The organism is Clostridium hydrogenum, from assembly GCF_021432385.1.
In the GTDB taxonomy this organism is placed as follows: domain Bacteria; phylum Bacillota; class Clostridia; order Clostridiales; family Clostridiaceae; genus Clostridium_S; species Clostridium_S hydrogenum.
This window is the reverse complement of the sequence record NZ_JAEACT010000005.1, coordinates 77,953-101,012: the sequence shown is the minus strand read 5'-3', so window position 1 is coordinate 101,012 and position 23,060 is coordinate 77,953. Positions and strand designations below refer to the sequence as shown.

The 23,060-nt window shown below is 31.2% G+C and carries 26 protein-coding genes; 9 read left to right on the top strand and 17 right to left on the bottom strand.

Annotated features, from left to right (window positions below; genetic code table 11):
* The first annotated feature begins 233 nt into the window (after positions 1 to 233).
* Positions 234 to 620 (top strand): helix-turn-helix transcriptional regulator, encoded by a 387-nt coding sequence (locus CUEA01_RS24030; protein WP_234124935.1) that lies wholly within the window; start codon positions 234 to 236, stop codon positions 618 to 620.
* Between the two features lie 49 nt (positions 621 to 669).
* Here CUEA01_RS24030 and galT read toward each other — a convergent pair whose 3' ends face one another.
* The 3 genes from galT to CUEA01_RS24015 all read right to left on the bottom strand — a co-directional run bounded on the left by galT (position 670) and on the right by CUEA01_RS24015 (position 4,471).
* The gene (gene galT / locus CUEA01_RS24025; RefSeq protein WP_234124933.1) at positions 670 to 2,163 is read right to left on the bottom strand and encodes a UDP-glucose--hexose-1-phosphate uridylyltransferase; all 1,494 of its coding nucleotides are present in this window, start codon (positions 2,161 to 2,163) and stop codon (positions 670 to 672) included.
* Between the two features lie 35 nt (positions 2,164 to 2,198).
* Positions 2,199 to 3,371, bottom strand: a complete 1,173-nt coding sequence (locus tag CUEA01_RS24020) for a galactokinase (RefSeq protein WP_234124931.1) — start codon at positions 3,369 to 3,371, stop codon at positions 2,199 to 2,201.
* Positions 3,372 to 3,481: 110 nt separating this feature from the next.
* On the bottom strand, positions 3,482 to 4,471 hold the full coding sequence (locus CUEA01_RS24015; protein WP_234124929.1) for a LacI family DNA-binding transcriptional regulator: 990 nt from the start codon (positions 4,469 to 4,471) through the stop codon (positions 3,482 to 3,484).
* 374 nt (positions 4,472 to 4,845) lie between these two features.
* Between CUEA01_RS24015 and CUEA01_RS24010 the strand changes: the two genes are divergently transcribed.
* The 4 genes from CUEA01_RS24010 (at position 4,846) to CUEA01_RS23995 (ending at position 8,243) form a co-directional block, all read left to right on the top strand.
* The gene (locus CUEA01_RS24010; RefSeq protein ID WP_234124927.1) at positions 4,846 to 5,709 is read left to right on the top strand and encodes a hypothetical protein; all 864 of its coding nucleotides are present in this window, start codon (positions 4,846 to 4,848) and stop codon (positions 5,707 to 5,709) included.
* A 288-nt stretch (positions 5,710 to 5,997) separates the two neighbouring features.
* Entirely contained in the window at positions 5,998 to 6,735 is a 738-nt protein-coding gene (locus CUEA01_RS24005; protein WP_234124925.1) for an ABC transporter ATP-binding protein, read from the top strand.
* Entirely contained in the window at positions 6,722 to 7,465 is a 744-nt protein-coding gene (locus CUEA01_RS24000) for an ABC transporter permease (RefSeq protein WP_234124923.1), read from the top strand. Before CUEA01_RS24005 ends, CUEA01_RS24000 begins: the two co-directional genes overlap by 14 nt.
* A 16-nt stretch (positions 7,466 to 7,481) precedes the next feature.
* Positions 7,482 to 8,243 carry a transglycosylase domain-containing protein gene (locus CUEA01_RS23995; protein ID WP_234124921.1) on the top strand — a complete coding sequence of 254 codons (762 nt, stop codon included), beginning with the start codon at positions 7,482 to 7,484 and terminating at the stop codon, positions 8,241 to 8,243.
* Positions 8,244 to 8,339: 96 nt separating this feature from the next.
* Here the strand turns inward: CUEA01_RS23995 and CUEA01_RS23990 are convergent, their stop codons facing one another.
* The 12 genes from CUEA01_RS23990 to CUEA01_RS23935 form a co-directional block, all read right to left on the bottom strand.
* A complete protein-coding gene (locus CUEA01_RS23990) occupies positions 8,340 to 9,257 on the bottom strand; it encodes a sensor histidine kinase (RefSeq protein ID WP_234124920.1) in 918 nt (305 codons plus the stop codon).
* A 30-nt stretch (positions 9,258 to 9,287) separates the two neighbouring features.
* A complete protein-coding gene (locus CUEA01_RS23985; protein ID WP_234124918.1) occupies positions 9,288 to 10,085 on the bottom strand; it encodes an ABC transporter permease in 798 nt (265 codons plus the stop codon).
* Positions 10,078 to 11,001: an ABC transporter ATP-binding protein gene (locus CUEA01_RS23980; RefSeq protein ID WP_234124916.1), complete on the bottom strand. Its 924-nt coding sequence runs from the start codon at positions 10,999 to 11,001 to the stop codon at positions 10,078 to 10,080. Before CUEA01_RS23980 ends, CUEA01_RS23985 begins: the two co-directional genes overlap by 8 nt.
* A gap of 201 nt (positions 11,002 to 11,202) precedes the next feature.
* Positions 11,203 to 11,880: a response regulator transcription factor gene (locus tag CUEA01_RS23975; protein WP_234124914.1), complete on the bottom strand. Its 678-nt coding sequence runs from the start codon at positions 11,878 to 11,880 to the stop codon at positions 11,203 to 11,205.
* A 33-nt stretch (positions 11,881 to 11,913) separates the two neighbouring features.
* The gene (locus tag CUEA01_RS23970) at positions 11,914 to 12,759 is read right to left on the bottom strand and encodes an Nmad3 family putative nucleotide modification protein (protein WP_234124912.1); all 846 of its coding nucleotides are present in this window, start codon (positions 12,757 to 12,759) and stop codon (positions 11,914 to 11,916) included.
* Between the two features lie 178 nt (positions 12,760 to 12,937).
* Positions 12,938 to 13,675 carry a MerR family transcriptional regulator gene (locus CUEA01_RS23965; protein ID WP_407929282.1) on the bottom strand — a complete coding sequence of 246 codons (738 nt, stop codon included), beginning with the start codon at positions 13,673 to 13,675 and terminating at the stop codon, positions 12,938 to 12,940.
* 72 nt (positions 13,676 to 13,747) lie between these two features.
* Positions 13,748 to 14,557 (bottom strand): DUF2268 domain-containing protein, encoded by an 810-nt coding sequence (locus CUEA01_RS23960; protein WP_329604041.1) that lies wholly within the window; start codon positions 14,555 to 14,557, stop codon positions 13,748 to 13,750.
* Between the two features lie 131 nt (positions 14,558 to 14,688).
* Entirely contained in the window at positions 14,689 to 15,264 is a 576-nt protein-coding gene (locus CUEA01_RS23955; protein ID WP_234124910.1) for a methyltransferase, read from the bottom strand.
* Positions 15,265 to 15,278: 14 nt separating this feature from the next.
* Complete coding sequence (locus CUEA01_RS23950; RefSeq protein WP_234124909.1) at positions 15,279 to 15,659, bottom strand: MFS transporter; 381 nt, start codon at positions 15,657 to 15,659, stop codon at positions 15,279 to 15,281.
* A complete protein-coding gene (locus tag CUEA01_RS23945) occupies positions 15,634 to 16,350 on the bottom strand; it encodes an MFS transporter (protein WP_234124908.1) in 717 nt (238 codons plus the stop codon). Before CUEA01_RS23945 ends, CUEA01_RS23950 begins: the two co-directional genes overlap by 26 nt.
* Before the next feature lie 23 nt (positions 16,351 to 16,373).
* A complete protein-coding gene (locus tag CUEA01_RS23940; protein WP_234124907.1) occupies positions 16,374 to 16,943 on the bottom strand; it encodes a TetR/AcrR family transcriptional regulator in 570 nt (189 codons plus the stop codon).
* A 192-nt stretch (positions 16,944 to 17,135) separates the two neighbouring features.
* Positions 17,136 to 17,642: an NUDIX hydrolase gene (locus CUEA01_RS23935; RefSeq protein ID WP_234124906.1), complete on the bottom strand. Its 507-nt coding sequence runs from the start codon at positions 17,640 to 17,642 to the stop codon at positions 17,136 to 17,138.
* A 176-nt stretch (positions 17,643 to 17,818) separates the two neighbouring features.
* Here CUEA01_RS23935 and CUEA01_RS23930 point away from each other — a divergent pair, with 176 nt between their 5' ends.
* From CUEA01_RS23930 to CUEA01_RS23915, 4 genes are read left to right on the top strand one after another with little or no spacing between them, the layout of a single operon-like run.
* Entirely contained in the window at positions 17,819 to 18,688 is an 870-nt protein-coding gene (locus CUEA01_RS23930) for an AraC family transcriptional regulator (protein WP_234124905.1), read from the top strand.
* Complete coding sequence (locus CUEA01_RS23925) at positions 18,689 to 19,147, top strand: GyrI-like domain-containing protein (protein ID WP_234124904.1); 459 nt, start codon at positions 18,689 to 18,691, stop codon at positions 19,145 to 19,147.
* Between the two features lies 1 nt (position 19,148).
* Entirely contained in the window at positions 19,149 to 20,090 is a 942-nt protein-coding gene (locus CUEA01_RS23920) for an ABC transporter ATP-binding protein (RefSeq protein ID WP_234124902.1), read from the top strand.
* A gap of 4 nt (positions 20,091 to 20,094) precedes the next feature.
* The gene (locus CUEA01_RS23915) at positions 20,095 to 20,850 is read left to right on the top strand and encodes an ABC transporter permease (protein ID WP_234124900.1); all 756 of its coding nucleotides are present in this window, start codon (positions 20,095 to 20,097) and stop codon (positions 20,848 to 20,850) included.
* 288 nt (positions 20,851 to 21,138) lie between these two features.
* Here the strand turns inward: CUEA01_RS23915 and CUEA01_RS23910 are convergent, their stop codons facing one another.
* A complete protein-coding gene (locus CUEA01_RS23910; protein WP_234124899.1) occupies positions 21,139 to 21,474 on the bottom strand; it encodes a cupin domain-containing protein in 336 nt (111 codons plus the stop codon).
* A gap of 147 nt (positions 21,475 to 21,621) precedes the next feature.
* Positions 21,622 to 23,055: an MFS transporter gene (locus CUEA01_RS23905; protein ID WP_234124897.1), complete on the bottom strand. Its 1,434-nt coding sequence runs from the start codon at positions 23,053 to 23,055 to the stop codon at positions 21,622 to 21,624.
* Positions 23,056 to 23,060 lie beyond the last annotated feature (5 nt).

The window sequence follows — 23,060 nt, the reverse complement described above, 5'->3', positions numbered from 1 at the left end:
CTTAGCTGAACTTTTTAAACTAACTTTATTAAGTCTATTTTACTTTCTTTTTTATCCTTAGTCAATAGTTTTGTAAACTTTTTCATATTTTTATTTAAGTAAGTTATAATTATAACATCTAAAAAATAATCATTGACATACTTTCCACTCAGTGGTATTTTACAAATAAAAAATAATCTGAGAAACCAAAAGATGGGGCATATAATACTCTAAAAAAGGGGGGCAAAAGAAGAATGGTGAGCATGTACAATGCTTCTAATAATGAAGTATTTAATTTGAACAATTACAATACTGATTTTACATCTATCCTACAATGCATAGATAAAAACTATACAAATCTTTCATTAAAATCCCTTGCCAATCACTTCCACTATAGTGAAGCTTATTTAAGCACACTAATTAAAAAGAATACAGGCTTTAATTTTATAGTTTTAATAAAAAAGCTAAAAATGGCTAGTGCTAAAAATTATCTTTTAAATACCAACTTAACCATAGTAAAAATATCCGAATATGTTGGCTATAATTCTGCTGATCATTTCTCAAGAACTTTCAAAAAGTATTACAGCATATCACCTCAGCAATACAGAGATTCAATTTGTATTCTAAAACAATTAAAATAGTGGAGAGTATTAAACCCTCCACTATTTTAATTAAGTCATCTTATTTTACCTATTTACAATTTAAATATTCTATAAATCTTTCAAAGCCAGCCTTTCCAGCTTCATCTCTCTTGAATACTCCAGCATCCTTTAAAACTCTTAAAAATTTGTATCCAGTTTCTTTTCTTACAATATCTTCAATAGTTTCTGCCGCTGCTTCACTTGCATATTTAATTTTCAATTCATCAGCCCATTTAACATGGTATTCTGCTATTGAATTTTCTTCGCCTAAAATATACTTCTCAACTTCTTTTAATTCAACCTTAAGTCTTGCTGGTAAAACTGCAAGTCCCATGACTTCAATTAAACCTATATTTTCTTTCTTTATATGCTGTACATCTTCGTGCGGATGGAAAATACCTAATGGATGTTCATCACTTGTTCTATTATTACGTAATACCAAATCCATCTCATACATATTATTTCTCCTTCTTGCAATAGGAGTTATCGTATTATGAGGTGTATTATCAGTAAAAGCAAGTACTCCGCTAGTCTCATCTGAATAGCTTCTCCACTTATTCAATATATGATCTGCAGCTTCAACAATTGTAGTAATATTCTCTCCTCTCAGTCTTATTACAGACATAGGCCATTTTACTACAGAGAATTTAATATCATGAAAACCTTCTACTTTAAATTCATAATCCTCTCCTGCTATTGCCATTGGGAACTCATAATTTCCTCCTTGGCAATGATCATGTGTTAATATTGATCCTCCAACAATAGGAAGGTCTGCATTTGATCCAATAAAGTAATGTGGAAATTTTTCTATAAATTTTAGTAACCTTTCAAACATTGCTTTATCAATTTTCATATCTCTATGTTCCTTACATAAAACAATACAATGTTCATTGTAATATAAGTAAGGAGAATACTGTAAATACCATTCTTCCTCTGCTAAATTTATAGGAATTATTCTATGGTTTGAACGTGCAGGATGATTTATTCTTCCAACATACCCTTCATTTTCAACACAAAGTAAACACTTTGGATAATTTGTGCTCTTAGCTTCTTTTGCCTTGGCTATGTCTTTAGGATTCTTCTCTGGTTTAGATAAATTAATTGTTATATCCAAATCACCATACTCTGTTCCTACCTTATAACTTATATTTTTAGCAATTCTTTTAGTTTGAATATAGTTACTATTTCTACTTAACTCATAAAAGTAATTTGTTGCCTTAACAGGACTTTCATCATATTTTTTATAAAAAGTTCTTATAACTTCAGATGGCTTACTTATAAAGCAATTCATAATTTTAGCTTCCAATATATCCTTTTCACTAGACAAATCTTCAATTATATTGTTTTCTACAGCCAAATCAAGTAATTCTTCTAAAATATCTGGTATAGTTTCTTCTGTACTCTTAATATCCTTCTTTTCTATATCCTTTAGCCCAAGTAAATCCATGACTTGATTAGTACAGTATATTTCATCTTCTTTCTCAATTAGCTTACCTTCTATCGCTTTGTGAACTAATGCTTCAATTTTCTCTTGCAAATCCATACTAATTCCTCCTCGTATTGTCCTCAAGCTTCTTTTTAAAATAGTATTTCTTTAGCACCATCACCAATATTTGCAATATAAAAATCTGCATTATAACCAATTTCTTTTAAATAAACTTCTCCTACGTTTTTAATAAATTTATCTGTAGCGTCTTTTTTTACAATTGCAATAGCACATCCGCCAAAACCAGCACCTGTCATTCTTGCTCCAAGTACTCCTTCTTGTTTCCACGCAGTTTCAGCTAAAGTATCCAATTCTTTTCCTGTTACTTCATAATCATTTTTTAATGAAACATGAGATTCATTTATTAGCTTTCCAAACTTTTCTAGGTTGCCTTTATTTAATTCTTCTAATGCATGTATTGTTCTTATATTTTCATAAACTGCATGCTTAGCTCTTTTCAAGATTGTTTCATCTTTTATAAGATGTTTATATTTTTCAAAGGTTTCAGCATCTAATTCTCCTAAAGAATTAATATCAAGTTCTTTCTTTAAAATTCTTAAAGCTTCTTCACACTCTGCTCTTCTTTCATTATACTTTGAATCAGCAAGCTCACGTCTTTTATTAGTGTTCATTATTATTATGTTGTAATCATCTAATTTTACAGGTGCATATGAATATTTAAGAGTATTACAATCAAGTAAAATTGCACAATCCTTTTTACCCATACCTATTGCAAATTGATCCATAATTCCACTGTTAACACCTATATAATTATTTTCTACAGCTTGACCTGCCTTTACTAAATCGATAACATCAACATCTAAGTTAAACATTCCTTTTAATAAAACCCCACTTACAAGTTCAAGGGAAGCTGAAGATGAAAGGCCTGCTCCATTTGGTATCTCACCATAAAACAAAATATCCATACCTTTATCTATTGTATATCCTTCACTTCTTAATTGCTTAATCATGCCTTTAACATAGTTTGTCCAGTTGTCTTCCTTCCTGTACTCTAAGTTATCTATTTCTACATCGATAACTCCCAACTTTTCAAAATTCATTGAGTATAGAGAAAACTTATTACTATTATTAAAGCTTACTACTGCATATGTTCCAAAGGTAATTGCACATGGAAATACATGTCCGCCATTATAATCTGTATGTTCTCCAATAAGATTGATTCTACCTGGTGCAAAGAAAAATCTTTCAGCTCCTTTATTAAATATATTTTTAAATTGATTTTTTAAATTATCTACAGTATTCATAGTTAATACCCCCATATAAATATTCTATAAGTCAATAATACAATCTCTTAAGTAAAATTTCAATAGTTTTTTACTAAAATTTTTCTTATTTTTTACTAAGAATACACTACTTAAAAAGAGCTATTCCTTATTACTAATTTTGTTGATAAGCTAACCTTCTTCGCTACAGTTCTGCCATTAATTCTCTCCACTAATAACTCTACTGCTGTTTCACCCATATTCTCAGTATAAACTTTAACTGAGCTCAGTGGTGGATTTAAATATTGTGCTACACTCACATCATTTACACCAATTATATTAACCCTATTAGGTACCTTAATACCTGTTTCTGCAAGCGCCCTAAGTGCTCCTATTGCCATGGCATCACTTGCCACAAAGAAAGCTGTTGGTAGGTCTTCCTTTAATTCAGATATGGCCCTTTTCATCAAATTATATCCATCATCTACGGAAAAATTGCCCATATAAACATTTTTTTCATTCCATAAATCTAATTCTTTTAAATAGCTTTCAAAGGTTTTTCCTCTTACATCTTCAACATAATCGCTCTTATCATTAAAATATTCCGTACCACCAATATACCCTATATTTTTATGTCCCTTTTCAATAAAATAATCAATTACATTTTTGCTTGCCAGTTCAAAATTTGTAACAACTGAATCAAACAGATTTTCATTAGGTGAATAATCAACAAAAATAACGTTAGAATCCTTATTAACAAACTTCTCAATTTGATTTTTGCTAAATTTACCGACAACAATAATATTTTGTATGTTTTCATTTTTTATTTCATCTATATTATCATGGGTATATGTTACAATTCCATAATTAAATTGCTTGCACTTATTTTCAATTCCGAGCCTTATTGATAAATAGTACAGGTCATTTAATTCTTCTTCTTCTGTATACCACTTAATAACTGCAATTCTATTATTGCTTTTCTTTTTACTAATATGCTTATCGTAGGAAAGTTCTTCTGCGACCTCAAAAATCTTCTTTTTAGTTTCATTACTAGTAGATAATGTTGGATCATAATTAAGTACCCTTGAAACAGTTGAAATTGAAACACCGGCCTTTTCGGCTATATCTTTAATTGTTGCCATACGATTTTTCCTCCGATTATTATACTTATTCGTTAGGTTATGTTTTAAATAAGTATTAATTCTCCTACTTATTTAAAACATAGTATCATTTAATATCTAGTAAAATTTTAAAATTATTTTACTAAAAAGTCAATAACATTATTTATAAAAATAAGAGTTGCTCACAGCAACTTTAAAATGCTGAAAAGTAATTCTTTCTTAAAATATAGTGAAACTAACTGAACCACAAACTATATATGCTTCATAATCTCTTGACCACTGGTATTTTGAAATATATGTATATATTCAAATTAAATACCACATAATTTTTAATCCAATTTTAATCTTTATTATATTTAATATATAGTGAAAATACAAAGTAGGAGGTATGTTTAATGAATAAGAAACTTGTTGCAATGATAACTAGTCTCGCGGTAGGAGGAACTTTATTACTTGGTACATCTTTTGTAAGTGCTTCACAATTATCCGGTTATCAATCATTTAAGACTACTGTAAAAGATACTAAAGATTTAAAAAATGGTACAATTAATCTACAGTTAACAGCAACTGATAATGGCACTAGCATAATAAATGTAAATTCAAACCTTAAATTAAATTTGTCTGTTAACGCTATGAACAGTGTAACTACAGTAAAATCAGGAAATGCTACTGAAACCTTTAATAATTATGAGCAAGATGGTAAAACTATAAATAAGGACAGTAGTAGCAACCAATATACTGTACAGGAAAGCCATCATAGAAAAAGCAATAAAATAACTAAAATTCAAAACCCTGAAATAGCTAAAAGCATAGAAGTAGTATTAGACACATTAGTTGGAAGCATGCAAAATAAAGTTAGTATAGTTACTAATGCCGATGGCACAAAAACAGACTCTATAAATTTAACTTCTAGTGACATAACTCCACTTGCAAATGCATTGACATCTATAGCTTTAATTAGCAATAATGCTGAAATATCAAATTTAAGCACTTTAAAAACTGCTATTCCTCAGCTTCAAAGCAACGTAAAGCTTGAAAGCATAACCTCAAGCGGAAATATAAATAAAAATGATGTACTTACAAATCAAACTGCCACAATTACATTATCTGGTGACGATGCAAACGGCAAACAGCATAACATTCAAGTTACTGTAAAATTAGCTTTATCAAATATCAATCACACTACCCCAGATAGAGTTAATTTGAACGGAAAACAAGTAAAAACAGTAGCTCCACGTTTTGAAGAAAAAGCTAAGTAACAATGCTTCGTCACATTAAAAAAACTCTATAAATCTAAGGTTGAAAAATCATAAAATGCTAAGAGTTTTCAATAACTCGCAAAGCTCAAACAAATTTAAAACTCTAAGTATTTTATAATTTTTCAGCCAAGGTTTATTAGAATTTTTTTAAATCATTCCTTCAGCATTGTTGCTTAGCTCCCACGGTAGTACAAGGAAAAATTTCTCCGTACCTACGGAATTTTGATTATAAAGACTTATAATTTATTACTTAAAGTCAATAATCTACATACATATCGAGGTGTTCCCATGGAAAAAATATTGGAAGTAACTGGTCTAACCAAGCTATATAAAAATAAGCGCGGTGTAAAAGATATAAATTTCACTATTTATAAAGGTGAAATATTTGGTTTTCTTGGTCCAAATGGTGCAGGTAAAACCACAGTAATGAAAGCTATTACTGGCTTAAATAGATTTGACATTGGAAAAGTTCAAATTTTAGGCAACAACCTAAAAGAACAATTTGAAAAAGCCTTGCGTAATGTGGGTGCAATTATAGAAAAAGCTGATGTTTATGAATACATGAGTGCATATAATAATTTAAAATTGGTAGCTAGGTTTTATCCTGATATAAACGAAAAGGAAATAAATGAAATACTAGACATAGTCCATTTAACTGAATATAAGCATGAAAAAGCAAAAAACTTTTCCCTAGGAATGAAGCAAAGATTGGCACTTGCCATGGCATTATTGCCAAAGCCAGCCCTTGTAATTTTAGATGAACCTACAAATGGCTTGGATATTGAGGGAATAGTTGAAATGAGAAACCTACTAAAAAAGCTAGCAAAAGAACAAAATATAACATTTTTTATATCTAGCCATCAAGTCCACGAACTTGAACTTATGTGTAATAGAATAGCAATTATTTATAAAGGAAATCTTATTAATAACGGTGAGGAAATTAAAACCATAAAGGACAAATATTCTTCTTTAGAGCAGTTTTACCTGAACCAAATAGGAGGAGATTTATATAATGAACAACATTAAAGTAAATACAATAAATGAAATAGAAAAATTGTTTTTGAAAAAAAAGTTTATCGTATTTATAATAATCATGGCTGTAATAAGTTTTCTATCAACTTTTTTTATATCAAGTATTCAATCAAAACTTATATTTATAGCTATGGGTTCAATCAGCTTTCCTTTAGTTATACTTAGCATGTTTACTAATGTTTTATTACCTCTATTTGTTTTCATGGCCGCCTCAGAATTATTTGCTGCAGAACTAAACGACAAAGCTTTAAAATTAGTTTTAATTAGGCCTATAAGTCGTTTTAAAATATTTATTTCAAAAATTCTTGCTATAGCTTTTTATGTTTGTTTAAATTTATTTGTAGTATTTTTATCTTCCACAATATCATGTTTACTTTTACATGTTAATATTCTCAGCTTACAGCATATTATATTTAGCTATACTATAGATATTATTCCTGCACTAATCTTAATACTCTTCACAGTTTTTATAGTTCAATTTTTTAAAAGCAGCAGTGCCTCCATTATTAGTTGTATATTAATATTTATTGGCGTAAAGGTACTATCCTTATTTATTTCTGGTTTAAATAATATTCTATTTACCTCTTACTTAAACTGGTATTCCTTATGGTCTTTTGGTACAAATAACCTTTTTACAGTAATAAATATCTTCCTTATGCTGCTCGCTTATGGTATAATTTTTTTCACAATCGGATATTATATTTTCGATAAAAGAGAAATTTAAAAAAGGAGTATCATAAATGAAGAATAAAAAGAGTAAAGGCAATAAATTAATAAGGCGTCTATTCCCAATAATTGTAATATTGCTTATTACTTCAGGTGCATTTCTTTGGCCAACTGTCTCAGCACTATACAAGGATGCAACTACAAAAGTAAATGCTTGTTCAGTTGATACCTTTAAAAATAAGGAATACTCATTAAACAACATGAAGTCCTACTACCTGCAATCCTCAGAGATTCCTTCAGATGTAAAAAATGCTTTTATATCTATTGAAGATACTAATTTTTATAATCATGGTGGAGTAAGTGCAGAAGCCGTTTTTCGATCAATACTTTCGTTTTTTGTAAATGGCGGAAAGATAACACAAGGTGGAAGTACTATTACTCAGCAATTAGCAAGAAATGTATTTTTAAATTTTGATAAAAATTACAAAAGAAAATTAGAGGAAATGTTTATTGCTGTTAAGCTAGAACAAAAGTTTACTAAAGATCAAATACTTGAATTTTATATTAATGATATTAACTTCAGCAACGGTGCTTATGGAGTTAATGCTGCCTCTCAAAAATTTTTCAGCAAAGATTGTAGAAAGCTTAATCTTTCTCAGTTGTCCCTACTCGCTGCAATCCCAAATGACCCCCAATATTATGACCCAATAAAACATCTAAATAATACCTTACAGCGAAGAAATTTAATCTTGGAAAAAATGAAAGAGTATAAATATATAACAGATGCACAATATCAAGATGCTATTAATTATAAAATAATATTAGATATATCTTAAAATTATTGCGAATCAACTAAATCAGAGTACGGAGTACAGATTACAGAATACAACGCAAGGTTGATTTTCCTCCCTTTCGTCAGGTAAATCTTAAACTTAAATGTTGTCAGCTTCACTGCACTTTGTACTCCGTGCTCTGAGTATGGGAAGCTCAACTCGTATCTCAAGTACATTATCTTTAAGCAATGCACTTGTACTTCCTCCCATCTGTTCTGCTAAAAGTCTTACTATAGAGAGTCCAAGTCCTGTAGTTTTACTTCTAGCTTTATCCGCTGTATAAAAGCGATCAAAAATGTGTGTGGTATCTATCTCACAGTCATTCTTCACTGAATTTTTGAAGGATATCACAGCATTTTCCATAGCTACTACCTTTACTTCTATATCACTATTAGCGTGCTGAATACAGTTTCGTATCAAATTTTGTATAATTCTTATTACTGCCTCTTTAGAAGCCTTTGCAAATACAGGTGGTGCCTCAACAATATTTACTGCTAGATTATTCTCTTCAAGAACTGCTATAGCTCCTGCAAGACACTCTGTCACAAGGTTTGTCAGATTAATTCTTTCAAGCTTAAACTCTGGTTCTACATTTATAAGATATGCATACTCAAAAAAATGCTCAATAAGTACACCTAGTTCATCTGCATGCTTCTCAGCAATTTCAAGTTTATAACGCTGCTCACTTGTTAAGGTTCCCTTTTCCATAAGCTGCTGATACCCCTTTATAGCGGTAAGCGGCGTTCTAAGGTCATGAGAAATATTCGAAATCATCTCTTTAAAATGCTTTTCTTCACGCAGTGCCTCAATGCGAAGATTTTCTTCATCTTTAAGGCATTTGTTTATATTAGAAGCTAAAATGTTAAGCTCTTTATTAAATAGCGCTAAACTAATAGGTTGACGAGTATGCTCTGTAAGCCTTTTTACAAGAAGCTTATTAACATTACGTAATTGTAGTTGTAAAAAAACAATATATAAAACAAGTGATAAAATTAATATAGTTAAAATGCAAACCACAATTATGAGCAATTCTCATCAACCTTTCAATTATTTAATTTCTGATTTTCTAAATGCAAAACACGTAATAGCTGTCATTACAATTATAAATATCAAACTAAAAACAATTCCCTTTACAATATCACTATTTTCTGCATTAAGTGTCATAAAAGAGTATTTACCTGAAAATGGTGTACACTCAGAAATAGTTTTAAATATCTTAGAATTTGTTTGCAATCCGCCTATTTTTCCCAAAAGGACTGAACCACCATAATATACAGGGACAACAATAGCAGGCTTTTTTAAACCAATAGCAAGAGGTATACAAACACTAATCTGTGCAATATGTGAAATGGTCAGCACAAGTATGATGAATAGTATTTTCCACGCTTGTGATGAAGAAATAGCTTTACCGCCTTCTGATGTAATTAAGTTCAAAAAACCAATTGATACTTGCCCCATACTAAACTTATAACCTGTACTGATTGCAATACCTGTTATTATGATATACGGAAGTAAAATAATGAAGCCACCAAGACAAATCATAATTGCTTTGCTGATAACAACCTTTCCTCTACTGTTACCATCTACAATAGCTTCATGAATTGTTCTATTATCAAAATCACCACATATAAAAACAGCTGCAATAGTACCCCCAAGAATCGCCACCACATTTGCATCACTAAACATAAATCCAATGTTACTACTGTTAGTGCCAAGTTTTCCTTGCTGCATCATATATGCCATTATTGTCATAATCACTGAACTTAGCATTGCAATTAAAAATATAACCTTAATTGCAATTGATTTACGTAATTTAAATAAATCAGCCTTAATTAAATTATACATTTTTTCCACCTCCAACAACAGCTACAAAGTAATCCTCAAGAGTATCACCTTCACTTGAAAAGTTGGTAATTATAAGCTCATTTTCAAAGAGAACTCTTGCGATTTTCTCTTTTTCGTCTATATAATCATAAAGCTTAACAGATTTATCCGGCATAACCTTGTAGTTCTGTGTCTTTAGTTTCATTTCCAAAACACTTACTAATCTTTCTGGCTCTGTTGAACTTATACGAATATAGTGTTTACAGTGTTCTTCAAGTTCATCAAGGGTTAATTTTTCTTTGATTTGCCCCTTGTGAATGATAATATAATTAGCGGCTGTTTGATACATCTCAGGTAGATTGTGACTAGAAATTAAAATTGTAACTTGTCTCTCTTCGCACAATTTTTTTAATAGGTTACGAATCTCAACCACGCCAATTGGATCAAGCCCATTTATTGGTTCATCTAGAATTAGCAGTTCTGGATTACCAAGAAGCGCAATAGCAATGCCTAACCGCTGTTTCATACCAAGTGAAAAGTTTTTTGCTTTCTTTTTCCCTGTATCATTAAGCTTAACAAGTTTCAATAGCTCATCCTCAACTTCTATATCTGGAACACCTTTCATAATCCTATGAAACCTAATATTTTCTTTCGCTGTCATGCTTAAATCAAGACTTGGATATTCAATCATAGAGCCAATTCTTTTTCTCTCACCCTCCAAGGCTCTTTCTCCAGTATGACCAAAGAGCTCAATGCTGCCGCTGGTTGGAAAAGCTAGCCCCGTAATAAGCTTCATAAATGTAGATTTTCCTGCACCATTTTGTCCAATTAGTCCATATATTTTACCAGCTTCTAGTGTCACTGATACATTATTTAAAACAGTAACACCTTGATAACTTTTAGTCAGATTTTCCGTCTTTAAAACATATTTAACCATTTCTGTTCACCCCTGTCTTTTCTATGCTCACAGTATATAGTTCAAAAGTTTAGAAAAGGTTAAGTTATTAAGGAAAATTGTCAAGAAAAAGATAATTTATTCTTTATAAAGATAAACCGCTTCAAACTTCAAAATTAGTTTGTACCAAAATGCTATCTTCTAAGCATTTTGGTACAAATTGATTTTGGTAGTTGAAATGGTTTATTTATACAATCGATATCCAAGTCCCCACACCGTTTCAATATATTGTTCCTTTGAATTTGCCTTTTTTAATTTACTCCTTATATTACTCATATGTGTTTTTACGGCATTGTCATCTCCAAGGTATTCCTCCTGCCATATTGACTCGTAAAGATTGACTTTTGTAAACACCTTCCCCTTATTTTTAATTAACATTTCCAATATCATATATTCTTTAGCAGTGAGCTCTATTTCAACTTCACTCACGGTAACACGCTTTGTAGTGTCATCAAGCACCATATCCTTATATTTAAATATTTTGCTTGCCTGCGTATTATTTTGTGAGCGCCTCAAATTAGCCTCTACTCTCGCTGTAACTTCACCTAAATCAAACGGCTTTGTAATATAGTCATCCGCACCAAGCTTTAAAATATCTATTTTCGTGCTAACCATGTCCTTTGCAGAGATAACTATAACCGGAGTTTCAGAAAACTGTCGCATTTCCTTTAATATTTCATCTCCACTTTTGTATGGCAGCATAATATCAAGCAGTATTAAATCATATCTTAAGCTTTTGATTTCCTTAATTCCATCTATACCAGTATAAGCTGATTTTACTTCATACCCTGCGTCTGTCAAAGCTTCTTTTAACATTAAATTGACATCTTTATTATCCTCTACAATTAAAATCATATCCAATTAAAGCTCGTCTCCTTTTTGCCTAACTCTAATTTATAAACCCATCCCGCGATTTATCAATATCTTTACCCATTTACTAATTTCTTCATTACAATCTACTATAAATTCCTGACCTTTTGCAGCTGATTGAAAATAACCATTTTTCCAACTATTTTTTGAATGATAAGTTATATCAACTTTCTTAAATATATCAGGCAGCGCCCACTTTGATTTGCTAAGTCCCTTTTTAGTTAGCATAAGCGCTTCATCATACTTAAAAATTCCATATCCATTTAATTTCTCATCAAAACTAAGTTTATCTGCTGCAATATATATGTAGTCATTATCCCTTGCATAATCTCTCCTTCTTGCATGTGGATGATTATCATACCAGTTGTCTCCATCAATCTCTTTAACTTTTATTATATCTCCTACTTGTAAATAGCCATAAATTACATGCTTACCTTCTTTGTCCTTTTTATTATAAACAAGTTTACCATTCTCATATATTGTATTTTGAAACCATCCAAAAAACAAAAAAATATCTCCTTTACTAATTCCATTATTACTTAAATGACTTTGTGCCGCTCCAGCCTGTCCAAATATGCCTTTCCAGCCTTCCTTTCTTTGAGTTGAATATATGTTAATATCCGGATCAAGATGACACCCTATATCATTTATATGAAATACCCATTTGTTTTCAATGCGAATTTTATTGTCCGTTAAGCTTGTTAATATTGATATTAACTTCATTTTCTCATCAACCCATAAGTCTTTATATGTAATAAATCTTTCATCACTAGGTATCGGAAATGATATCAATCTGCCATCTGGCAATATAGGACTAGGGAACCCACCATAACCAGAATCAAATCCTTTTCTACTTAAAATTAGTTTCATATTTCCTCCATTATTAACTTATCATAAAATATAACGCTTTAGTAAAATTATACTATAACTTAATTTTAAAAAGCCAGTAATCTCTTAAATTACTGACTTTTACTGATTAATTATTCGTAAATAAACTTATTATTATCATTAAACTTTATTGCAACCTACAAAAGCTAGTTAAATTGAATTAATTCTTACAGTAAATCTCTATTGCCTTTGACATAAACTCTGCTGTTCCTTCACCATTTTTATCTATATTTTTCTTGAAACGTTCATCAGCTAAATACATTAAGCCAAGACCACTTAAAATTTCATTTGTACATTTATAAAACCTTTTCGTTATGAAATTTTTCCATTCTTCAACAAGTACTTGAACCTCTTTACTATCTGGAGCTTTATCCATATTAGTGGCAAACGCCTTTAAAATTTCGTTGCATTCTTCATTTGTCTGCTGCCACTCCTCCTTACCATAGCCCTTAGTTTTCTTCTCACTTTCAATATAAGCATCAGAATTACCCCAACGCTCTTTAACCTCACTAGCATATTTCTTTTTTGTATTTTCAATTTCAGTTATATCAAATTCTTTAAAACTCATATCACTATCTCCTTCTATTGTTCTATCTACAAGCTTTATTAAGTTATCAATTCGTTCACGTTTTTTAATAAGCAATTCCTTGTGTTCTCTTAATGCTTCTGCTTTATCAAATTGATGGCTTGTAACAATATCTTTAATTTCATTAAGTGGAAAATCTAATTCTTTAAAAAATAATATTTGTTGAAGAATCGCAATAGAATCTTCATCATACAAGCGATAGCCTGCCTCAGTAACTTTAGTTGGTTTAAGTAAACCTATTTCATCATAATAATGAAGTGTCCTTACAGTAATTCCTGTCAATTTTGCAACTTCATTTATTTTCAATTCCAAAAATCCTTTACCTCCCTTAAAATATCAGCAGTAGGTGTTATTGTAGCTTCAAATATAGTTTTTCCTGTCCTTTTAAGATAATGCTTGATTAAATACTCCACAGTAAGGCATACCAATTGGCGTACATCCACGTAGAGCCATAATTTCATCTCCATAAAGAAACGATGAAAGTCTACTAAAGTCATCACAATTAATATTTTCCTTAATTGCAGGTTTAATAACATTTTCTAATGTCTCCTTTGTAGTACTTGTAACCCAAATGCCGATTTTATCCTCTCCAAACATATATGCAGCAAAATTTTCTGCTAACCCTTCACTTACAATCATATCTCCTAATGTAATTTTATTACTCCACTTCATAAACTGCCACCTTACATTGTGATTTGTCTCATGAGCAAGCGCCACCGGCAACATTTTAAGTGATTTTTCATTTGGAATAATTGTTCCTATTATATATCCAGGAATTCCGCCGTCTCCACAGTAATCCCCTGCCATTCTCGCCATTTGATTTTGCGGATCATTAAGCAAAACAGTAAAAATATAATCTTTTACAGAAAGTAAAATACCATTACTTTCAAAGCCCTCAAGTGTTTTTCTAATACTCTCCTCACAAGCCCTCCAAAAATTTTCATCACTAATTTTTTCAACATCATCTATTCGCTCACTATCTATTTTACTTGGAGAAAAAGCTCCGACCATAGTACTTGCCATAATAACATCATAGCCACCTGGCTTTTCTGTTTTAAGTGGGACTCCAATACAAGAATACTTAAATGCAAATGGCTTCATCAGTTCATAGCGATATATATCATCACGATCACAAAGCTTAGCTGAAATCATCTTTTTATAAACTTTATCTGATCTAATTGCTTTAATTTTCATTTCATTACCTCTTTCCGTCCCGGGATACTTATAGAATACACTATGACGGTACGTGAGAGTCAATCTTAATATTGCAAATAAAAAAAGCAGCTCACTTTTTTTTTGTGAAACCACTTATTTAAAATATAGCCTTACATATAAATTACTCCAGCTATTGCAAAAAACACTGCAGCAGCAAAGTAGAACATCATTAATTTTGTTAAATATCTATGGGGAACTTTTTTCATATACGAAATATATTCATCACCAAAAATAACTTTTAAACTTTTGTTTTCTTCTAAAATACCATTTGCATAAAACAATATAATAATAGGTATTAATATAAAAATGCCTATTAAGGACTTAATCGAAAACCAAATACCTAATTGAAGTATCATGAAAGTTCCATACATAGGATGACGTAAAACAGCAAAATATCCACTTTTTAAAAGTTTTGTCGGCTTTCTTGTTTCTTTATCACGCACAACCTGTACTTGTTCACTGATTTCTGTAAGCCTAACGCCGCCATCTACAAAGAATATACAGCCTAAAATAAAATGAATGAGGGTAAAAATTTCAACTTTATGATTAAACAAACTTATAATATATTCCTTACGTCTCCACAAATCAAATCGAAGTGGAAACCTTAAAGATTTTAACAGCATATAAATTAAAACAAATGAAATACCACTTAAGATTACAACACCAAACCTTTTTACATATCTCAAAATGAAGACTCCCTTTAAATACTAACATTTTTAGTTTCTTTGTTCATAAAATAATCTTTCAAATTAATTTTTAAATTCACAAAACCTGCAATTAAAAACAGTAAAATGCCTGATATAACCGTATCATAAACCCAAGGCACTCTTTCAAGCAAAATTCCATAAATCCACATGCCAACTGGTACTGCAATTTGGCATGCATTAACAACACCCACAATTCCAGCAAGAATATCTTCTGGCGTATCCGTTTGTATAAAACTCATAGCAGATATGCTTGAAAATCCATTAAAAAGCCCCGCAATAACCATAATTACACAAAATGCAGCTGTTATTTTTAACCTTGCTGAATCTGCCTTAGTAAAATACGGCAACTTAAAAATAAACCATAGGATAATCATAACTGATTGAATTTGAATAAATACTAAAAACTTTTTCTCCATTAAGATAAGTCCAAACTGTATGAAAGCTTTCAAAATAACCTTTTCCATCTCTATTTGCAACTGTTTTATTATATTTAAGAAAGACTTCCATTGTGCCAGAAATAAAAAAGGTAATTCCATCAATAAAGGTTACTCCAAAAATTCCAAAGGCTTTATATGCAATAGCTCCAATTACAGGTCCCCCCATGCTAACTATTGCTGTAATCCCCATAGACATAGAATTAAATTTAACTATATTTTCTTTTGTTGAGAGATTTGGTATAGATGAGTTAAGTGCAAGTACAAACATTCCAACTAAAGCACTTAGAACGATTTGAAATCCTGTTATGAATGGTATACTTTTAGTATATGCTTTAAAAATTATCCAAAATATTAAAGTAACTATTCCACTCATAAAATCAAATAAAATCACTAACTTTTTCTTGTCATGCTTATCAACATAAACACCAGCTACAATACTCACAATAGTTTTAGGTAAATAGGAAAATCCCACAATAATTGTGAATAAAGCAGCTGATCCCGTTATATCAAGTACATACAGGCTTAATGCAAAACTGAATACACTAGATCCAAGATCTGAAATAAGCCTTGAAACAAAATAAATTATAAAGTTTGTTTTAACAGTACCGTCTTTAAAAGAATTACACATAAAAACTTTCCTTCTTCCTGTAATTAACCAGAATATCCCAGCATCTTAAAGACATATTTTTTTATTCTTTCTTCCTTATCTTCTTTATCATCACATAATAGTACTCCCAATGCACCAAACATAATAAAGTGAGCCACATCCTTTGAACTATCAATATGTATAGTTCCTTTCTTAGCTTCTTCTTCTATAATTTTTTGAAAGGGTTCAGAAAGCCTATTCATAATTTTATAAATAATTTGAAGATGCAGTGCTTCATTTTTTTCATTGTGAAAATACTTATTAATTCCATTTGGAGTTTCTATATTTTTTATAATTTTAAAATTTAAGTTTATTCTCTCTTCTAAAGACATTGATTTATCTGAAACAACTGCCACAAATTTTTCATAGGCTTCTTCAACATATTTGTCTATTACACTTTGAAACAACTCCTGTTTTGATTTGAAATACTTATAACAAAGTCCCTCTGTAACATGAATGGCAGCTGCTATATTAGTCATAGAGGTGCCTTCATACCCATTTTTGAGGAATTGCTTCTTCGCCTCATCTAATATTTCTTGTTTTCTGATTTCTGGTGGCTTCGAAATTCTGTTCATACTTTGACCTCCTCTTACTTTTATTATTATAATATGAAATATATTCAAAGTCAATGAGTAATAATTACTCACTCGAATTATAAAATTTTATCTTTAAACCGCATTAGCTATAAAAAAAGTGGATATAAAACTAATCTAGCAATGAGTGAAGAAAGAATAATAACTTACTTTTCATTGCTCACGCCCAACCCCCTAGCAAGTGTATCCTTCTTTGTACTCTGAATTAAGTTCCCTTATTTTAACCTCCAAGAGCACATCATCTTTAAAAATACAGTGATACTGAAATATTCCATCTTCACTCAGCATCTTTGGAAGATATTTAGGTAAATTATGTGCTACCCCCGTATTTTCAGGGTGCATAATCCACTCTACCTTTTTCCAATCTAAAATTCCCTCTCTCATTTTTATAGGAACCTTATAATCAAAATCATGCGGTACTTCCTGCATAAATAAATACATTCCGCCATTTCTGCTTCCATCTACATTCCAAGTAACAACACCCTTAAACTGAACATCATTAAGCTTTATACTTGTTTCCTCATAAACCTCTCTGAGTATACAATCACTTGGAGTTTCACCTTTCTGAAATTTTCCTCCAACTCCATTCCAACTGCCCATCCAGCTTGACTTTTCTCTATTTAAAAGTAGTATTTCATCGCCTCTTTTAATAAAGCAAATAGTATATTTAAGCTCGTCCATTTTTATCCTCCTAATAAATTTATATGTATTCATTTTAAATCCTTTTTTCATGTAAACGCAACCTACTATACTTTTTATCCTTACTACTTTAATTTCTTTACAAAATTAGTCATGAAAAGAGAGGATATAAAATTTATATTATGCTAAACTTTAACACATGAAAGGAAGTGATAGGAATGGAGTGGTTAAAACAAATAAGCCGAGCAATTGACTATATAGAAAATAATTTAACTAATGATATTTCCTATGATGAAGCTGCAAAAATTGCTTGCTGCTCAACATATTACTTTCAACGTATATTTTCTTACATTACAGGCATTTCTTTATCTGAGTATATACGACGCAGGCGAATGACAGCAGCTGCCTTTGATTTGCAAGGAAGTGGCATGAAGGTAATGGATATAGGTTTGAAATACGGATATAAATCGCCAACAGCCTTTAATCGTGCATTTCAAAGTGTTCACGGTATTTCCCCAACTGCTGCCCGAGTACCAGGAGCCTTATTAAATGCTTATCTGCCCATCAAATTTTCAATTTTAGTTACAGGAGGCGACAATATGAGCTATAGAATTGAGACTAAAAAAGCAATGCGAATTGTAGGCGTTAAAATTCCTCTTGAGGAAGACATGGAAAAAAATCAAAAAACTGTCCCTGTATTTTGGAGTAAAATGCTCAAAAGTACACTATTTTCAAGGATTTGTGAACTTACAAATAAGGACCCACATGGCATTTTAGGAGTTACCGCATATACAAATCCAGAAAATATTTATTATTATATCGCAGCTCCAACTGACAAACCCGTACCTTGTGATATGGTTGAATTTGAAATTCCAGCTGCTACATGGGCAATCTTTCAATGTAATGGTCACTTTAAAGAATCAGTTCAAACAATATTTAAAAGATTCCTTACAGAATGGCTTCCCTTTTCTGGTTATGAATATGCAGAGCTTCCTGATATAGAAGTTTATCCATTAGATGCTAACGGATCAAAAAGTGGCCATACAGAAGTTTGGATCGCAATAAAAAAAGAACGAGGTGTAAAATAAATGAATTATGAAATTGAAATTAGAGATATTGAACCAATAAGAGTTGCCTTTATAAAATACAAAGGAATTGCTACTGACGCAAATAAGGTATTTCCAAGTGTATTTAAAGCCATTCATGGAAAATCAAATGGTGCACCATTTATATGTTATTATGTTATGAATCAAGAAACTAAAATTGGAGAAATGGATTTATGTGTTCCTACTGCTGAAACACCCAACAATAATGGTATTACAATAAAAGAAATACCTCGAGTAAAAGCTGTTTGCGTTACTCACATTGGTCCTTATGAAACTATGAATTATGGATATGAGGCAATTAACCGTTATGCAAAAGAGAATAGTCTCATTTTACAGTTCCCTTTTAGAGAAGTATACATTAAGGGACCTGGCATGTTATTGAAAGGTAATCCTAATAAGTATGTTACAGAAATCATATTCCCAATTAAAGAGGTAGAATAATATGCATGCAATTGTAATTAATAAATTAGTTAAACAATATAAAAATGGTGTCAAAGCCTTAGACAAATTAAGTTTCAGTGTAAACTGTGGGGAAATTTTTTCCTTGCTTGGACCAAACGGTGCAGGCAAATCTTCTCTTATAAATATATTAACAACTCTTTATAAACCTACTTCTGGAAATGTAACTGTATTAGATAGAGATTTATGTAAGGACCCTACCTGGATTCGTGCGCAAATTGCTTGCGTTGCACAGAATATTTCTATTGATGAACATCTATCCCTTATGGAAAATATGATGTTTCAAAGCAGGCTTTACAAAGTAGATACTGCTACAGCAAGAAGAAGGAGTAAAGCTCTCATTGATAGTTTTGGTTTATCACAATATTTAAAATATCCCGTTGCCTCATATTCTGGCGGTATAAAACGACGTTTAGACATCGCTATGAACATGGTATCAATGCCTAAGATACTTTTCTTAGATGAGCCAACAGTTGGTATGGACATTGTTTCTCGAAAAGCTATGTGGAAAATCATGCAAAAAATTCGAGATGATTTTAAAACAACTATCTTTCTAACCACACATTATCTAGAAGAAGCTGATAAACTTAGTGATAATATTTGCATTATGAAGGAAGGTCATGAATTGGCTTATGGAACACCTGAAAGTTTGCGTAAGTATACTAATCAAAACATACTTCGCATAGGTTTTTCTAATTTATCAGAGGCAAAAAATTGTTCAAAAGATCTCTTAAAATCACACCTACTTTCGGCAGCAAATATCCGCGAGAACTCTATTTTTGCCGATATTGAAAATAGCCAAAAAACTTTTGAAAATATCAATAAGTGGCTTTTAGAAAATGGTATCTCTTTCAAATCTATAGAAATCCTTCAGCCAAGCCTTGAAGATATATTCTTGAAGTTAACTGAAGCAGAAAGGAGCTAATGAAATGGAAACAATAAATATTTTATGGCGCAATATGAAGTGGCGCTTTCAAAATCCAATTTCAATTCTACTTACTATTATACAGCCACTCATTTGGCTAGTTTTATATAGTTCAATAGCAGGTAATTCTATGAAAAACGTATCTAAAAGCAACTATACTGCCTTTATTCTCCCTGGTATTATGGTACTCGTCACACTCGCTTGCTGCAGCAGTGGTGGCTATCTGAATTTCATAATGAAATCTAAAGGTAGCTTCTATAGAATATTAATAGCCCCTGTAAAAAGAAGTTCCATTGTTCTTGGTCAAATGTTAGAGTCAGTTTTTTTATCTTTCATTGAAATAATAATCATGCTTTTATTATCAATATTTTTGTCAGTACGTATCGCATCTGGATTTACTGGATTGCTTGTTATGCTTCCACTTATTTTCTTTACAGCATTTTTTATGTCAGGGTTATCGTATACTCTTAGTCTTTGCCTTCCTAATGAAGTAATCTATGAAACCATAATGAACCTAATTGTGCTGTCCATGTTTTTTACAAGTACGGCATTATTCCCAATGAATAGTATCTCTGGCGGCTTAAAAATTGCAGTAATTCTAAATCCATTTACTCATATTATAAACTGTCTACGCAGCCTAATTTTAGGTAGTTTTATTGATTGGAGTAACTTATTGCTTCTATCTGGAGTATTTATATTACTTTGTACAATAAGTTTTTCATTTGCACTTTTGAAGTTAAAAAGAGAAACTGCACTATAGTTCAATTTGTCGAGCAGAGTACAGATGACGGAGTACAGAGTACAGTGAATGATGATTTACCTTTCGATTCCCTCAGGTAAATCTTAAATTTAAATGGTGTCAGCTTCGCTGAGCGCCATAAATGGTGCAATTGCGCAGCAATAAAAAAATAAGTTTTGAGATTTTTCGTAGTGATAACGAAGAAAAATCATCCTTAGTTGTACTCTGTACTCTGTATCAAATTCTAATTTAACAGGATTCATTTAGTATATGTAATTTCGCTATTTTAACTGGTATATCTACATATCCTTAGTGCTTTATAACAGTTAAAAGCATTTTAAATCTTTGAGCAGCTTCAAGCCCATGAGGAACATTAGAAGGCATTATTATTGTTTCTCCTTCTTTAACAGTAAAGGTATTGTCACCTATAGTGATTTCAGCTTCACCATCCAATATTTGAACCATGGCATCTCCTTGAGTTACATGAGTACTAATGCCTTCTCCTTTATCTAATGAAAATAGCGTAACATTAACTGAAGGTATTTGTGCAATAGTTCTACTTATAACTTGACCTTCCTGATATGATACCAATTCCTTCAAATTAACTACTTTTGAAAACTCTATATTTTTAATTAAGCTATCCATAACTATAATTAGACCTCCTCAAATTTATTAATCATATTATAACCTTATTATGATTAATAATACGTAACAGGTGTTACCTACTGTTATTAATTTTTCGGAGGTCTATTTCATGTCCTTCAAACGCAACTTGAACTATATTTTATACTATTAAGCAACTTCCTCATTAATCTCTGGCTCATTACCTCTTAAATAAGAAATCACAGCTGCTATAATACTAAAAATAAAGGATATCGTAAATGCTATTCTAAGCCCACCCACAAATTGTCCAACTGATATACCTTTAGAACCTACCTGCGTACCAACGAATAATGCCTGCATAGCTTTTGGAGATATACTTGAAGATACTATTGCCATTGAAATAGCTATACTTAACACATTTCCAGCATTGGTAGCCATTGTTCTCAAACCTGCGGCTACCCCCCTTTTGTCTGGAGGTACCATACCCATTATTGCACTAGTATTTGGAGAAAAGAACATTCCTGACCCAAAACCCATTATAAGCATGTATATAACAAGTTCAAAGGTCGATGTATGTGCTGTTATAAACATCATCCCTAAAAGCCCTACAGCAGAAATAAGCAATCCTGCAGAACTTAAAACTCTTGCGCCATATTTGTCAGATAGATAACCACTAATTGGAGACACAACCATCATTGATATAGCAAATGGTGCTAATAATATCCCAGCCATAATAGGATCAATCCCCTTAACTCCTTGAAAGAAGAAAATCAAAAGAAATGTAACTGCACCTCTAGCTATACCATTCAAAAGATTGCTTGCATATGCAAAAGCTAACACCCTTGTTTTTAAAAGTTTTAGATCAAGCATTGGCTCATCTGTATTATTTTCTATATGTATAAATAGACACAATAATATGATAGCTGCTATCATAAGTCCAATCACTGTCACATTAATCCATCCAACAAAACCACCAAAAGTTAATGCTACTAATAATGCCATCATTCCAGTGGAAAAGGTTATAGTCCCTTTAATATCAAATTTCTTTTTATCTGTAAGTACACTGCTTTCTTTAAGCTGAAAAGCAGCCCAAAGTGTTCCCACAATTCCTATTGGTATATTTATGTAAAATATACTTCTCCAACCAACGCCTATTAAAAATCCTCCTAGAATAGGTCCCACAATAGAAGCTATACTTATAATCATAGTATTAATTCCTAAAGCTTTTCCTAGCTCCTTTTTAGGAAATGCATCTGCAACAATAGCCGTACTATTGGCAACCATTAGAGAACCTCCTACGGCTTGAATCATTCTATATACTAAAAGTTGCACTCCTGTCCTAGAAATGGCACATAAAAAAGATGCAAATGTAAATAGTGCAAACCCACTTACATAAAGCTTTTTTCTTCCAACCATATCTGCCATTCGTCCTATTGAAGGCACTAATATAGTCATTGCAAGCATATACCCCATAAGAATCCAAGTTACAACGCTCATACTTGCATTCAAGTCTTTCATAATAACAGGAAGTGCAATCAAAAGCGTACTTCCACTTAACACGGAAAAAAGTGCACCTATTGTGGTACACGAAAGTGCAATCCATTTATAATTATCATTTTTCACTATAT

Coding starts and splice junctions, on each gene's coding strand:
- CUEA01_RS24030 (WP_234124935.1), top strand. CDS start 234: ATGGTGAGCATGTACAATGCTTCTAATAATGAAGTATTTAATTTGAAC.
- galT (WP_234124933.1), bottom strand. CDS start 2,163: ATGGATTTGCAAGAGAAAATTGAAGCATTAGTTCACAAAGCGATAGAA.
- CUEA01_RS24020 (WP_234124931.1), bottom strand. CDS start 3,371: ATGAATACTGTAGATAATTTAAAAAATCAATTTAAAAATATATTTAAT.
- CUEA01_RS24015 (WP_234124929.1), bottom strand. CDS start 4,471: ATGGCAACAATTAAAGATATAGCCGAAAAGGCCGGTGTTTCAATTTCA.
- CUEA01_RS24010 (WP_234124927.1), top strand. CDS start 4,846: ATGAATAAGAAACTTGTTGCAATGATAACTAGTCTCGCGGTAGGAGGA.
- CUEA01_RS24005 (WP_234124925.1), top strand. CDS start 5,998: ATGGAAAAAATATTGGAAGTAACTGGTCTAACCAAGCTATATAAAAAT.
- CUEA01_RS24000 (WP_234124923.1), top strand. CDS start 6,722: ATGAACAACATTAAAGTAAATACAATAAATGAAATAGAAAAATTGTTT.
- CUEA01_RS23995 (WP_234124921.1), top strand. CDS start 7,482: ATGAAGAATAAAAAGAGTAAAGGCAATAAATTAATAAGGCGTCTATTC.
- CUEA01_RS23985 (WP_234124918.1), bottom strand. CDS start 10,085: ATGTATAATTTAATTAAGGCTGATTTATTTAAATTACGTAAATCAATT.
- CUEA01_RS23980 (WP_234124916.1), bottom strand. CDS start 11,001: ATGGTTAAATATGTTTTAAAGACGGAAAATCTGACTAAAAGTTATCAA.
- CUEA01_RS23970 (WP_234124912.1), bottom strand. CDS start 12,759: ATGAAACTAATTTTAAGTAGAAAAGGATTTGATTCTGGTTATGGTGGG.
- CUEA01_RS23960 (WP_329604041.1), bottom strand. CDS start 14,557: ATGAAAATTAAAGCAATTAGATCAGATAAAGTTTATAAAAAGATGATT.
- CUEA01_RS23950 (WP_234124909.1), bottom strand. CDS start 15,659: ATGATTATCCTATGGTTTATTTTTAAGTTGCCGTATTTTACTAAGGCA.
- CUEA01_RS23945 (WP_234124908.1), bottom strand. CDS start 16,350: ATGTGTAATTCTTTTAAAGACGGTACTGTTAAAACAAACTTTATAATT.
- CUEA01_RS23940 (WP_234124907.1), bottom strand. CDS start 16,943: ATGAACAGAATTTCGAAGCCACCAGAAATCAGAAAACAAGAAATATTA.
- CUEA01_RS23935 (WP_234124906.1), bottom strand. CDS start 17,642: ATGGACGAGCTTAAATATACTATTTGCTTTATTAAAAGAGGCGATGAA.
- CUEA01_RS23930 (WP_234124905.1), top strand. CDS start 17,819: ATGGAGTGGTTAAAACAAATAAGCCGAGCAATTGACTATATAGAAAAT.
- CUEA01_RS23925 (WP_234124904.1), top strand. CDS start 18,689: ATGAATTATGAAATTGAAATTAGAGATATTGAACCAATAAGAGTTGCC.
- CUEA01_RS23920 (WP_234124902.1), top strand. CDS start 19,149: ATGCATGCAATTGTAATTAATAAATTAGTTAAACAATATAAAAATGGT.
- CUEA01_RS23915 (WP_234124900.1), top strand. CDS start 20,095: ATGGAAACAATAAATATTTTATGGCGCAATATGAAGTGGCGCTTTCAA.
- CUEA01_RS23910 (WP_234124899.1), bottom strand. CDS start 21,474: ATGGATAGCTTAATTAAAAATATAGAGTTTTCAAAAGTAGTTAATTTG.